This is a genomic window from Kineococcus sp. NBC_00420 (assembly GCF_036021035.1).
Taxonomy (GTDB): Bacteria; Actinomycetota; Actinomycetes; order Actinomycetales; family Kineococcaceae; genus Kineococcus.
Genome location: NZ_CP107930.1, coordinates 5,139,599 through 5,153,143, shown reverse-complemented (window position 1 = coordinate 5,153,143; position 13,545 = coordinate 5,139,599). Strand labels below are relative to the sequence as shown.

9 protein-coding genes and 1 tRNA gene are annotated in these 13,545 nt (G+C 71.2%); 2 read left to right on the top strand and 8 right to left on the bottom strand.

The features are described from left to right. Nucleotides 1-214: 214 nt before the first annotated feature. Nucleotides 215-841: an ANTAR domain-containing response regulator gene (locus OG218_RS25180; RefSeq protein ID WP_328295954.1), complete on the bottom strand. Its 627-nt coding sequence runs from the start codon at nt 839-841 to the stop codon at nt 215-217. A 110-nt stretch (nt 842-951) separates the two neighbouring features. Here OG218_RS25180 and OG218_RS25175 point away from each other — a divergent pair. Then, nucleotides 952-1,025 (top strand) — tRNA-Leu (locus OG218_RS25175). Nucleotides 1,026-1,187: 162 nt separating this feature from the next. On the opposite strand, the gene pyk is transcribed toward OG218_RS25175, so the two are convergent. Continuing rightward, nucleotides 1,188-2,627 (bottom strand): pyruvate kinase, encoded by a 1,440-nt coding sequence (gene pyk / locus OG218_RS25170; RefSeq protein WP_328295953.1) that lies wholly within the window; start codon nt 2,625-2,627, stop codon nt 1,188-1,190. 149 nt (nt 2,628-2,776) lie between these two features. Between pyk and OG218_RS25165 the strand changes: the two genes are divergently transcribed. Beyond that, entirely contained in the window at nt 2,777-3,157 is a 381-nt protein-coding gene (locus tag OG218_RS25165) for a hypothetical protein (protein WP_328295952.1), read from the top strand. Nucleotides 3,158-3,235: 78 nt separating this feature from the next. Here OG218_RS25165 and OG218_RS25160 read toward each other — a convergent pair whose 3' ends face one another. The 6 genes from OG218_RS25160 to trpB form a co-directional block, all read right to left on the bottom strand. Further along, a complete protein-coding gene (locus tag OG218_RS25160) occupies nt 3,236-4,693 on the bottom strand; it encodes a glutamate synthase subunit beta (RefSeq protein ID WP_328295951.1) in 1,458 nt (485 codons plus the stop codon). Beyond that, entirely contained in the window at nt 4,686-9,308 is a 4,623-nt protein-coding gene (gltB, locus tag OG218_RS25155) for a glutamate synthase large subunit (protein ID WP_380156610.1), read from the bottom strand. Before gltB ends, OG218_RS25160 begins: the two co-directional genes overlap by 8 nt. Nucleotides 9,309-9,549: 241 nt before the next feature. Further along, entirely contained in the window at nt 9,550-10,551 is a 1,002-nt protein-coding gene (gene lgt, locus OG218_RS25150) for a prolipoprotein diacylglyceryl transferase (RefSeq protein WP_328295949.1), read from the bottom strand. Further along, nucleotides 10,548-11,375, bottom strand: a complete 828-nt coding sequence (locus tag OG218_RS25145) for a DsbA family protein (RefSeq protein WP_328295948.1) — start codon at nt 11,373-11,375, stop codon at nt 10,548-10,550. The genes lgt and OG218_RS25145 overlap by 4 nt, the downstream gene beginning before the upstream one ends. A 40-nt stretch (nt 11,376-11,415) precedes the next feature. Then, nucleotides 11,416-12,240 carry a tryptophan synthase subunit alpha gene (trpA, locus tag OG218_RS25140; protein ID WP_328295947.1) on the bottom strand — a complete coding sequence of 275 codons (825 nt, stop codon included), beginning with the start codon at nt 12,238-12,240 and terminating at the stop codon, nt 11,416-11,418. Beyond that, a complete protein-coding gene (trpB, locus tag OG218_RS25135) occupies nt 12,237-13,517 on the bottom strand; it encodes a tryptophan synthase subunit beta (protein WP_328296295.1) in 1,281 nt (426 codons plus the stop codon). The genes trpA and trpB overlap by 4 nt, the downstream gene beginning before the upstream one ends. Between the last annotated feature and the right edge of the window lie 28 nt (nt 13,518-13,545).

Sequence of the window (13,545 nt, the reverse complement as noted above, 5' to 3'; positions counted from 1 at the left end):
CACTAGGGGGCGCACAGCGTTTTCGGGGGTATTGCGTGTACGAGTTCACCGGGTCGTTACACACATCGGTCAACACCGGGCCCCGGAACTGCGCAGATGTTCCGTTCCGTGACCGGATCGACGCCGAAACGACGACAACCCCGACCCGCGCGGAGCGCGTGTCGAGGATGTCGTCGTGGTGCGGTCACCGCAACGGGAGCCGCTGGACGCAACGTCAGGCGCGGTCCTCGCCGCCGGCGCTGATGACCGTCGTCGCGACCTCGCGCATCGTGAGGCGCTTGTCCATCGAGGTCTTCTGGATCCAGCGGAAGGCCTCGGGCTCGGACATGCCGAACTGGGTCTGCAGCTTCGACTTGGCCCGGTCGACGAGCTTGCGCGTCTCGAAGCGGTCGGCGAGGTCGGCGACCTCGTCCTCCAGCGCCATGATCTGCTGGTAGCGGCTGACCGCGATCTCGACGGCCGGCAGCAGGTCGGCGGACGTGAACGGCTTCACGACGTAGGCCATCGCCCCGGCGTCGCGGGCGCGTTCGACGAGCTCGGCCTGCGAGAACGCCGTCAGCAGCACGACGGGCGCGATGCGGGCCTTGGCGATGCGTTCCGCGGCGGAGATGCCGTCGAGGATGGGCATCTTGATGTCCATGACCACGAGGTCGGGCTTGTGCTCCTCGGCCAGCGCGACGGCCTGCTCGCCGTCACCCGCCTGACCGACGACGTCGTACCCGGCCTCGGTGAGCATCTCCACGATGTCGAGCCGGATGATGGCCTCGTCCTCCGCGACGACCACCCGACGAGTGGTCGCGGAGGGGGCGGGGGTGTCGGGAGTGTTCGTCACGGAGGGCATCCTAGTCCGTACCCCGCACCTACTACGACCCGTCGTCGCGTCGGGTGTCCCCGAGGGGTGTCGAAGGCACCGCTCCGGCTTCGGTAAGGTGATCCAGCATCCTCCGGGACGCCCTGGTAGCCCAACCGGCAGAGGCATGCGACTCAAACTCGCACCAGTGTGGGTTCGAATCCCACCCAGGGCACGCGTGAACGGTCGTCGGCCCCGCAGCTGCTCCCCGGACTCCCGTCCGGAGGGGCCGTTGCGGGGCCTTCGTCGTCTCCGGCCCCGACGGCACGGCCCGAGGACGACGAAGCGCCCCCCGGCTCAGGTGGTCCCTGGCCGGGGGGCGCTACGTCGTCGTCCGTCAGCGGTAGGCGGCGGTCGATCCGGACGTGGCGTCACCGATCCGGTGGACGCGGACGGCGTTGGTGGAACCGGCGATGCCCGGGGGGGCACCGGCGACGATGACGACGAGGTCACCGATGGCGCAGCGGCCCATCTCCTGGAGGCGACGGTCCACCTCCTTCACCATCTCGTCGGTGGTGGAGATGAACGCGGCGAACTCGGGCTCGATGCCCCAGGACAGCGCGAGGCGGCGGCGGGTCTTCTCGTCGGGGGTGAAGGCCAGCAACGGGATGCCGGAGCGCAGCCGCGACAGGCGGCGGGCGGAGTCGCCGGACTGCGTGAAGGTCACCAGGAGCTTGGCGTCGAGCTGCTTGCCGATCTCGGCGGCCGCGAGGGTGACCGCACCGCCCTTGGTGTGGGGAACGGTTCCCAGGGCGGCGATCCGCTCGGCGCCGTGGGTCTCGGTGTTCTCGATGATGCGGGCCATCGTGCGGACCGCCTCGAACGGGAACGCGCCGACGCTGGTCTCGCCGGAGAGCATGAGCGCGTCCGCGCCGTCGAGGACGGCGTTGGCGCAGTCCGAGGCCTCGGCGCGGGTCGGACGCGGCGCGGTGATCATCGACTCGAGCATCTGGGTCGCGACGATGACGGGCTTGGCCTGACGACGGGCGAGCTCGATGGCGAGCTTCTGGACCAGCGGCACCTCTTCGAGGGGCAGCTCCACCCCGAGGTCACCGCGGGCGACCATGATGCCGTCGAAGGCGGCGACGACCTCGCGGATGTTCTGCACGGCCTGCGGCTTCTCGACCTTGGCGATGATGGGGACGGTGATCCCCTCCTCGTCCATGATCGCGTGCACGTCGTCGGCGTCCGCGGCGGAGCGGACGAACGACAGCGCGACCATGTCGACGCCGAGCTGGAGGGCGAAGCGGAGGTCCTCGATGTCCTTCTCGGACAGGGCGGGGACGCTCACGGCCACGCCGGGCAGGTTGATGCCCTTGTTGTTGCTGACGGGGCCGGGGACGGTCACCTTGGTGGTGACGCGGGGACCCTCGACCCCGGTGACCTCGAGGCCGACCTTGCCGTCGTCGATGAGGATCGCGTCGCCGACCGACACGTCGCCCGGCAGACCCTTGTAGGTCGTCGACGAGACGTCCTTGGTGCCGACGATCTCCTCGGTGGTGATCGTGAACACGTCACCGACCGCGAGGTCGTGGGGACCGGCGGCGAACTTCCCGAGGCGGATCTTCGGACCCTGCAGGTCGGCGAGGATCGCGACCGAGCGCCCGCTGGCGGCCGCAGCCGATCGCACCCCCTCGAAGTTCGCCCGGTGGTCGTCGTGGGAACCGTGGCTCAAGTTCAGCCGGGCGACGTCCATCCCGGCGTCCACCAGTGACTGCAACCCTTCGGGACCCGCCACGGCGGGTCCGAGGGTGCAGACGATCTTCGCTCTGCGCATACCCAGACCCTATTGCGCCCGCAGCGGTGATCGGTGCGTGGGGCGCGCCGCACACCCTCGAACTCACCGGATCGTCACCTGCCCGACGCCTGCGCCGTGTGGGTGGGCCTCGACGGGCCGCACTCCCCCGACCCCGTCACACTGGGCCCGTGAACGCGCACGAACCGCAGCAGCAGAAGGACTTCGACCGCGAGATCGACGAACTCGCGGAGGAGGGGAGCGAGCACGAGTACGCCGTCTACCTGCGCCTGCACGAGGACCGCCGCTGGCCGCCGGGGGCGTTGCAGACGCTGCTGGCCGACCTGCACGCGACCCACCCGCGCCTCGAGCAGGTCGACGCACCCCGCCACGACGTCGTCATCAGCGTCGACGGGGACGGTCTGGACGCCCAGGGCGCGGCCCGGCACGCGCTCGCGCGCGTCACCGCGGCCGCGCAGGCCCGCGGGTTGTCCGGGCACGCCGCCGACGTGACGGTGCTCAGCGACAACGCCGTCTGGACCTACGACAAGGACGAGGTCGCCGGCTGGTAGTCCGGTAACCACTTCTGGGGGACTTTCCACCCTTCCCGCGCACGAGAAGGGTGGAAAGTCCCCCAGAAGTCGGGTCGATCAGGCGGTCAGGGGTACCGCGTCGGCCCGGATGGGCGACGGGAGCGCGGTGTCACCCATGAGGAACTCGTCGACGGCGGACGCGCAGGCGCGACCCTCGGCGATGGCCCACACGATGAGCGACTGCCCACGCCCGGCGTCGCCGGCCACGTAGACGCCCGGGGTCGAGGTCGCGTAGCCGGGGGTGCGGGTGAAGCGGGTGCGGGCGTCGGCCTGCAGACCGAGCTGCTCGACCAGACCACCGTGCTCGGGACCGGTGAAGCCGATCGCGAGCAGCACGAGCTGGGCCGGGAGGTCCTCCTGGGTCCCCTCGACCGGGGTCCAGACGCCGTCGACCTTCTCGACCTCGACGACGCGCAGCGCGGTGACGTGACCGTCCTCGCCGATCAGCGCCTGGGTCGAGGCGGAGAACTTCCGCTCCCCGCCCTCCTCGTGGGAGGAGGACACCGAGAAGACCTTGGGCATCGTCGGCCACGGTTCGGCCTCGTGGCGCTCCCCCGGAGCCTGGGGGTAGATGTCCAGCTGCGTGACCGACCTCGCGCCCTGGCGCAGGGCGGTGCCGTAGCAGTCGGAGCCGGTGTCGCCGCCGCCGATGACGACGACGTCGAGACCCGCCGCGTCGATGTGGTCCGCGGGAGGTTCCTCCCCGACCGCGACGCGGTTGGTGGGCGGCAGGTACTCCATGGCCTGGTGGATGCCAGCCAGGTCGCGGCCGGGCAGGTCCACGTCGCGCCACGCCGTCGCACCCGTCGCGACGACGATGGCGTCGTAGCGGTCGCGCAGCTGCTCGCCGGTGATGTCCTCACCGATGGAGACGCCGGCGCGGAACCGGGTGCCCTCGACCTCCATCTGGGCGAGACGACGGTCCAGGACGGCGCGTTCCATCTTGAACTCGGGGATGCCGTAGCGCATCAGCCCGCCGATCTTGTCGTCGCGCTCGTAGACGGCGACGGTGTGACCGGCCCGGGTGAGCTGCTGCGCCGCCGCGAGCCCGGCGGGACCGGACCCGATGACGGCGACGGTCTTGCCCGTGAGGCGTTCGGGGACGCGCGGTTCCAGCCAGCCGTTCTCGGCGGCGTTCTCCGCGATCATCACCTCGACCTGCTTGATCGTCACCGGCGGCTGGTTGATGCCCAGCACGCAGGCCGACTCGCACGGCGCGGGGCAGAGCTTCCCGGTGAACTCCGGGAAGTTGTTCGTCGCGTGCAGGCGCTCGATGGCCTCGTGCATGTCACCGCGACTCACCAGGTCGTTCCACTCGGGGATGAGGTTCCCCAGCGGGCACGCACTGTGGCAGAACGGGATGCCGCAGTCCATGCAGCGCCCGGCCTGGCGCTGCAACTGCTGCATGTCCTGCTTCTCGTAGACCTCGCGCCAGTCCATGAGGCGCAGCGGGACGGGACGGCGCGGGGGCAGTTCCCGCTCCCGGACGGTGAGGAATCCCCGGGGATCAACCATGCGAAGCCTCCATGATGCGGGTGAGCACGGCGTCGGAGTCGGGTTCGAGGCCGTCGCTGACGGCCTTGGCCCGCACCTCGAGGACGCGCTGGTAGTCCCGCGGGACGATCGTCGAGAAACGGTGCCGCGCGGTGCCCCAGTCGGCGAGCAGCTTCGCGGCGGTGGTGGAGTCGGTGTGGTCGCGGTGGCGCACGAGCAGCTCGTGCACCGTCGCGGCGGCCTCGTCGTCCAGCGGAACGACGTCGACCATGTCGCGGTTGACGCGGGACTCCTTGAGGTCGAGGACGTGGGCGAACCCGCCCGACATGCCCGCGGCCACGTTGCGCCCGACGCGGCCGAGGATGACGACCGTCCCGCCGGTCATGTACTCCAGCGCGTGGTCGCCCACCCCCTCGACGACGGCGGTCGCCCCGGAGTTGCGGACGCAGAAGCGTTCGCCGACCTCACCGCGCAGGAAGAGCGAACCGCTCGTGGCGCCGTAGGCGATGACGTTGCCGGCGACGATGTCGCGTCCCCGCGAGCCCGACGCGCGGTCGGGGCGCACGACGACGGTCCCGCCGGAGAGGCCCTTGCCGACGTAGTCGTTGGCGTCGCCGAAGAGGCGCAACGTGATGCCCCGGGGCAGGAACGCCCCGAGGGACTGACCGGCCGACCCGGTGAGGGTCACGTCGATCGTGCCCTCGGGCAGACCGTCCTCGCCCCACTTCCGGGTCAGCTCGTGACCCAGCAGGGTGCCGACGGTCCGGTTGACGTTGCGCACGGGCAGCTCGACCTGGACCGGGGTGCCGTCGGCGAGGGCACCGGAGGCGCGCTCGATGAGCACGTGGTCCAGCGCCTTCTCCAGACCGTGGTCCTGGGTCTGGGACCGGTACAGGGTCGTGCCCGCCGGCGGGACCGGCGCGTGCAGGATCGGCGACAGGTCCAGACCGGACGCCTTCCAGTGCGAGACGGCGCGACGGCTGTCGAGGACCTCGACGTGGCCGACGGCCTCCTCGACCGAGCGGAAACCGAGCGAGGCGAGCATCTCGCGCACCTCGAGGGCGATGAACTCGAAGAAGTTCACGATGTACTCGGCCTTGCCGGTGAAGCGGGCCCGCAGTTCCGGGTTCTGCGTCGCGACGCCGACCGGGCACGTGTCCAACTGGCAGACGCGCATCATGATGCAGCCCGACACGACCAGCGGGGCGGTCGCGAAGCCGAACTCCTCGGCGCCCAGCAGCGCGGCGATGACGACGTCACGGCCCGTCTTGAACTGCCCGTCGACCTGGACGGTGATCCGGTCGCGCAGCCCGTTGACGACGAGGGTCTGCTGGGTCTCGGCGAGGCCGAGCTCCCAGGGCCCGCCGGCGTGCTTGAGGCTCGTCAGCGGCGCGGCGCCCGTGCCACCGTCGGCGCCCGAGATGAGCACGACGTCGGCCTTGGCCTTGGAGACACCCGTCGCGACGGTGCCGACGCCGACCTCGGAGACCAGCTTCACGTGGACCCGGGCCGCCGGGTTCGCGTTCTTCAGGTCGTGGATGAGCTGGGCGATGTCCTCGATGGAGTAGATGTCGTGGTGCGGCGGCGGCGAGATGAGCCCGACGCCCGGCGTGGAGTGCCGGGTCTTCGCGATGTTCGGGTACACCTTGTGCCCGGGCAGCTGACCGCCCTCGCCGGGCTTGGCGCCCTGCGCGACCTTGATCTGCAGGTCGGTCGCCGAGGTCAGGTAGTTGCTCGTGACGCCGAAGCGGCCGGAGGCGATCTGCTTGACGCGCGAGGTCCGCTGCGGGTCGTAGAGGCGGTCGACGTCCTCGCCGCCCTCGCCGGAGTTGGACCGTCCGCCGAGCTGGTTCATGGCGACCGCGAGGACCTCGTGGGCCTCCTGGCTGATCGAGCCGTAGCTCATCGCGCCGGTGTTGAACCGCTTGACGATCTCGCTGACGGGTTCGACCTCGTCGAGCGGGACGGGCTCGCGGGCCCCCTTCTTCAGCTGCAGCAGACCGCGCAGCGTCATCAGCCGCTCCGACTGCTCGTCCACCCGGGAGGTGTACTTGCGGAAGAGGCCCTCGTTGCGCTGACGCGTGGAGTGCTGCAGCTGGAAGACGGTCTCGGGGTCGAACAGGTGCGGCTCACCCTCACGACGCCACTGGTACTCGCCCCCGGTCTCCAGCCGGCGGTGCGCGCGCTCCTGGCCCTCGAGGGGGTAGGCGAGGCGGTGCCGCTGGGAGACCTCCTCGGCGAGGACGTCGAGGCCGACGCCGCCGAGGCGGGAGGTCGTGGCGGTGAAGTACTCGTCGACGAGGGTCTGGGAGAGACCCAGGGCCTCGAAGACCTGCGCCCCGCGGTAGGAGGCGACGGTCGAGATGCCCATCTTGGACATGACCTTCAGGACGCCCTTGCCGAGCGCCTTGATGAGGTTCTTCACGGCCGTGGGACCGTCGACGTTGGTGATGACCCCGTGGCGGACGAGGTCCTCGACGGTCTCCATCGCCAGGTAGGGGTTGACCGCGGCCGCGCCGTACCCGATGAGCAGCGCGACGTGGTGCACCTCGCGGACGTCACCGGCCTCGACGAGCAGCCCGACCTGGGTGCGCAGCTTCTGGCGCACGAGGTGGTGGTGGACGGCCGAGGTGAGCAGCAGCGACGGGATCGGTGCGTACTCGGCGTTGGAGTCGCGGTCGGAGAGCACGACGAAGACGGCGCCGTCGGCGATGGCGCGCGAGACCTCCGCGCGGATCTCCTCGATGCGACGGGCGAGTTCCGCCCCGCCGCCGGCGACCCGGTACAGGCCCTTGACGGTGTGGGTGGTGCGACCGGGGTTGCGACGGTCCTTGTCGATGTGGACCATCTTCGCGAGCTCGTCGTTGTCGATCACGGGGAACGGCAGCACCAGCTGGTGGCAGTGCGCCGCCGACTCCGAGAGCGGGTTCTGCTGCGGCCCGGCGGTGGTGATGAGCGAGGTGACGAGCTCCTCGCGGATCGCGTCCAGCGGCGGGTTGGTGACCTGCGCGAAGAGCTGGGCGAAGTAGTCGAAGAGCAACCGGGGACGCGGCGAGAGCACCGCGAGCGGGGTGTCGGAACCCATCGAGCCGATCGGCTCGGCCGCCGCACGGGCCATCGGCGCCAGGATGAGCCGCAGCTCCTCCTCGGTGTAGCCGAAGGTCTGCTGACGACGCGTGACCGACGCGTGGCTGTGCACGATGTGCTCGCGCGGGGGCAGGTCCCCGAGGTGGACGACGTTCTTGAGCCACTCGGCGTAGGGCTGGGCGGCGGCGAGCTCGGACTTGATCTCCTCGTCGTCGACGATCCGGCCCTTGGCCGTATCGACGAGGAACATCTTGCCGGGAGCGACGCGGCCGCGGGCCACGATCGAGGACGGGTCCAGCTCGAGCACACCGGTCTCGGAGGCCAGCACGACGAGACCGTCGTCGGTGACCCAGTACCGCGAGGGGCGCAGGCCGTTGCGGTCCAGGACGCCGCCGATGACGGTGCCGTCGGTGAAGGTGAGGTTGGCCGGGCCGTCCCACGGCTCGGAGAACATCGAGTGGAACTCGTAGAAGGCCCGGCGGGCCGGGTCCATCTCGGTGTTGTTCTCCCAGGGCTCCGGGATCATCATCAGCACCGCGTGCGGCAGGGACCGTCCGCTGAGGTGCAGCAGCTCCAGGACCTCGTCGAAGGAGGCGGAGTCGGAGCCCTCGGTCGCGCAGACCGGGCCGAGGCGCTGGACGTCACCCGGGATGAGCGGGGTGGACATCGTCGACTCGCGGGCGGCGGTCCAGTTCCGGTTGCCCTTGACGGTGTTGATCTCGCCGTTGTGGGCGATGGCCCGGAACGGGTGCGCCAGCGGCCAGCTCGGGAACGTGTTCGTCGAGAAGCGGGAGTGGACCAGGCCGAGCTCGGAGGTGAACCGGCGGTCGGAGAGGTCGGGGAAGAACGGCTCGAGCTGCCCGGTGGTGAGCATGCCCTTGTAGACCATCGTCCGCGACGACAGCGAGGGGAAGTAGACGGCGAGTTCGCGCTCGGCGAGCTTGCGCAGCGCGTAGACCCGGCGGTCCAGGACGATGCCGGTCTCCTGCGCCTGCAGGCCCTCGCGGCGGGTCGCGACGAAGAGCTGGGCGAAGAAGGGCATCGCGGCGCGCGCCTGCTGGCCCACGAGGTCGGCCGTCACGGGCACGTCGCGCCAGCCGAGGACGTCGAGGCCCTCGGCCACGGCGATCTCCTCGATGCGGGCGACCGCGGCGGCGCGTTCGGTCTCGTCCACCGGCAGGAAGGCGTTGCCGACGGCGTAGGCCCCCTTGGCCGGCAGCTCGACGCCCTGCTCGGCCATGACGGCGCGCAGGAACTCGTCGGGGACCTGGGTGAGGATGCCGGCCCCGTCACCCGTGTTGGTCTCGGCGCCGACCGCACCCCGGTGGTCCAGGTTGCGCAGGGCGGTGAGGGCGTGGTCGACGATGTCGTGACCGGGTTCGCCGCGCATGGTGGCGACGAAGGCGACACCACAGGCGTCGTGCTCGTTGGCTCGGTCGTAGAGACCGGCCGAGGGCGGGAACGACGTGAACGGCAGCGGGCGGACCGGCGGGGTCAGCGGCTGGGTCACGGACGTGGTGATCGGGTGCGACGCGGGGAAATGCGACATGCAGTGCACCGTCCTCGGAGAGAGGTCGCGATCGACCTCGAGTGGACAGGGGGTCTCTCGACGGATCTCCTCGAGCGTTCGCCACACGGGTGGCGATCTCGGCGAGCCGGGTGGGTCTCTTCGAGATGAGGCTCACGCCTGGAGGGCGCGCACCACGAACGGGGGGCGGCGCTGGCCCGCGTTCACCTCACTGTAACGCGCGAGACGCGGTGCTCAGGCGCACCAACGCGTCACCGGATCATCACGAATTGCGCGCGTCCGGGCGTTCTTCACGGTCCAGCGGAGGGTGATCGGCAGTCGCGGTGACGGTCGGTCCGCCGGTCTGCATCGCTTCGTCACCGGACGGGGTGACCGCCGGCGACTCGGAGGAGGCTACCCGTTCCAGGACCTCGGGCTGACCACGATCGTCCCTGTGCACCCTGCGTGAACGGATGAACGCGACGAGTGCGACCGCGAAGACGATGCCCGCCACCCACTGGTTGACCCGCAGGCCCAGGATCTGGTTGGCCTCGTCGATGCGCAGGTCCTCGAAGTAGCTGCGGCCCAGGCAGTACAGCGCCACGTAGAGCAGGAACGCCTGTCCGTGGCGCAGCCGGAAGCGCCGGTCGAGCAGCACGATCACGACCGCCACCGCCGCGCACCACAACGACTCGTAGAGGAACGTCGGGTGGAAGGTGCCGAGCACCACGGGGTTGCCGTCGGCACCCACGACGGCGCGGCCGGCCGACTCGTCCCAGCGGTGGACGGTCAGGGCCCAGGGCACGTCGGTGGAGCGACCGTAGAGCTCGTTGTTGAACCAGTTGCCCCAGCGGCCGAGGGCCTGCGCGACCAGCAGCCCCGGGGCCATCGCGTCCGCCATCGGCGCGAGCCGGTACCCGGCCCGGCGGCAGGCGATCCAGACCCCGAGGGCTCCGCCGGCGATCGCGCCCCAGATCCCGAGCCCGCCCTCCCAGACGTAGAGGGCGCGGACCGGACTGCCGTCCGCACCGAAGTACGCCTGGGGGGAGGTGATGACGTGGTACAGCCTCGCGCCGACGACACCGAGCGGGACGGCCCACACCGCGGCGTCGAGGACGAAGTCCTTGCGACCGCCCTTGGCCTGCCAGCGCCGCTCGGCGATGACCACGCCGGCGACGATCCCGAGCACGATGCACAACGCGTACGCGCGCACCGGGATCGGGCCCAGGTGCCAGACGGCGACCGTCGGGCTGGGGAGGGCGGAGGCCAGGGCGGCGGGGATCACGGCGCGGCCGTCGCGGCGGTCACGGCCGACTGGAGGGCGCCCACCGGGTCGGCGCCGAGGAGCTGCTCGTTCGTCAACGACGTCTTCTGCCCGGAGGCCGAGGTGACGGTCACGGTGGGGGTTCCGCTGACCTTGTTGGCGTCCATCGAGGCCTGCACGGACTTCACGTAGTCGCGGTAGGCGTGGCCCTCGACCGCCTTCTGCCACGCGTCGAGGTCTGCCACCCCGGCGTCCTTCGCGAACCCTCGCAGGTCGGCCAGGGTGTACCCGGTCCCCTCCTCGGGCTGGTTGGCGAAGACGACCTTGGTGTACTCGGCGAACCGGCCCTGCGCGTCGGCCGCCGCCGCCCCCTCGGCCGCGAGCTGGGAGGCGGTGTTGCCGAGCTTGTCGTCCAGGAAGGTGAGCGTGTGCACGACCACCTTGGCCTGCCCACCGGTCGCCAGGGCGACGTAGGCGTCGCCTGCGGCCGTCTCGTACTGCTTGCAGAACGGGCACTGGTAGTCGAGCCAGACGTCGACGGTGGGCGCCCCGGCGGCAGGCGTGCCCGCCAGCACGTAACCCGCGGCGGTGGCCCCGGCGCTCGGCGGGTTCACCTGCGCCGCGGTGGGGACGTCCTCCGGGCGGGACCTCTGGATGACCACCACGACGACGGCGACCAGGGCCAGCACCACGACGACGGCGATGCTGATGAGCACCACCCGGCGGCTGCGTTCGCGGGCCAGCTCGCGCTGGCGCAGGGCCGCGGCCTTCTTGCGCCGGGCTTCGCGCGCGTCCTCGGCCTCCCCGGCTCGTGCGGGGTGGCCACCGGGCTTCTTCGTGCTCAACGCAGGTTCTCCTCGTCGGGGTTCTCGTCGGTGAAGGCGTTCAGCCGGCGCGGACACCCTCGGAGAGGGCACGGGCGAGTTCCTCGACGGCACGCGCCCCCGCGAGGGGCGAGTCCGCGTCGAGCAGGCGCTGGACGAAGGCCGAGCCGACGATGACGCCGTCGGCGTAGCCCGCGACCTCGGTCGCCTGCGCCGGGGTGGAGACTCCGAGGCCGACGCAGACGCGTTCGGCACCGGCCGCGCGGGTGCGTCGGACGAGTTCCGACGCTCCTGCGCCCACCGTGGCACGCGTTCCTGTGACCCCCATCAACGACGCCGCGTAGACGAACCCGCGGCACGCGGCCGCGGTCGTGCTCAGCCGGGCGTCGGTCGAGCTCGGAGCGACGAGGAACACGCGTTCGAGGTCGTGGTCGTCGCTGGCGGCGATCCAGGCGGCGGCCTCGTCGGGGATGAGGTCGGGCGTGATGAGCCCCGCTCCCCCGGCGTTGGCCAGGTCGGTCGCCCAGCGGTCCATGCCGTAGCGGTCGATCGGCGGGAAGTAGGTCATGACGAGGGTGGCGGCGCCGGTGGCGGCGACCCCCTCGACGGCCCGCAGGACGTCGACGGGCCGGGTCCGGTTCGCCAGGGCGACGTCGACGGCCTGCTGGATGGTGTGCCCGTCCATCGTCGGGTCGGAGTAGGGCAACCCGAGCTCGATGATGTCCGCACCCCCCGCGACGGCGGCCTTGGCCGCCTCGATCGAGGCGTCGACGTCGGGGTAGCCGACCGGGAGGTACGCGACGAGCGCGGCGCGCCCCTCGGACTTCGCCCGGTCCACCGCCGCAGCGGCCTTGCCCACGCGTGCGGGGCTCTCCAGAGTGCTCACCAGCCGGATCCTTCGGTCTTCTCGGGGGCTTCGGAGACCCGCTCGGCTTCGGAGGCGACGAGGTCGGCGTCGCTGACGAGGCCGAACCAGCGCGCCGCGGTGTCGACGTCCTTGTCTCCGCGCCCGGAGAGGTTGACGAGGATGACGGCGTCCGGACCGAGCTCCTTGCCCAGCTCCAGCGCGCCGGCGAGCGCGTGCGAGCTCTCGATCGCGGGGATGATCCCCTCCGTGCGGCAGAGCAGGCGGAACGCCTCCATGGCCTGGGCGTCCGTGACCGGGCGGTACGTGGCGCGACCGCTGGCCGCCAGCCACGCGTGCTCCGGTCCGACGCCCGGGTAGTCCAGGCCGGCGGAGATGGAGTGCGACTCGATCGTCTGGCCGTCCTCGTCCTGCATGACGTACTGGCGGGCACCCTGGAAGACGCCCGAGACGCCCGCCGAGATCGGCGCGGCGTGGCGGCCGGTCTCGATCCCGTCGCCGCCGGCCTCGTAGCCGTACAGCGCTACGCCCGGGTCGTCGAGGAAGCCGTGGAAGATCCCGATGGCGTTCGACCCACCGCCGACGCACGCCGCGACGGCGTCGGGCAACCGGCCGACGAGGTCGAGCACCTGCTGGCGCGCCTCGATGCCGACGACGCTCTGCAGGTCGCGCACCAGCACCGGGAACGGGTGCGGGCCCGCGACCGTGCCGAAGGCGTAGTGGGTGGTGTCGACGGAGGCGACCCAGTCGCGGAAGGCCTCATTGACGGCGTCCTTCAGGGTGCGGCTGCCGGCCGTGACGGGCACGACGGTCGCGCCGAGGAGACGCATGCGGGCGACGTTCAACGCCTGCCGCTTGGTGTCCTCCTCGCCCATGTAGACGACGCACTCGAGACCCATCAGGGCCGCGGCGGTGGCGGTGGCGACACCGTGCTGGCCGGCCCCGGTCTCCGCGATGATCCGCTTCTTGCCCATCCGCTTGGTGAGCAGCGCCTGACCCAGCACGTTGTTGATCTTGTGCGAACCGGTGTGGTTCAGGTCCTCGCGCTTGAGGATGAGCCGCGCCCCACCGGCGTGGGCCGCGAAGCGCGGGACCTCGGTGATGATGCTGGGACGGCCGGAGTAGCTGCGGTGCAGTTCGGCGAGCTCGGCGAGGAAGCCCTCGTCGGCCATGGCCGCGTTGTGGGCGGCCTCGATCTCGTCGAGCGCTGCGACCAGCGCCTCCGGGACGAAGCGGCCACCGAAGTCCCCGAAGTACGGGCCGCGTTCCTGGCTGAAGCTGCGAGCGGAGGTGGTCAGGGGTGTCTCGTTGACCTCGGCGGAGGCG

Coding starts and splice junctions, on each gene's coding strand:
- pyk (WP_328295953.1), bottom strand. CDS start 2,627: ATGCGCAGAGCGAAGATCGTCTGCACCCTCGGACCCGCCGTGGCGGGT.
- OG218_RS25160 (WP_328295951.1), bottom strand. CDS start 4,693: ATGGTTGATCCCCGGGGATTCCTCACCGTCCGGGAGCGGGAACTGCCC.
- OG218_RS25180 (WP_328295954.1), bottom strand. CDS start 841: ATGCCCTCCGTGACGAACACTCCCGACACCCCCGCCCCCTCCGCGACC.
- gltB (WP_380156610.1), bottom strand. CDS start 9,308: ATGTCGCATTTCCCCGCGTCGCACCCGATCACCACGTCCGTGACCCAG.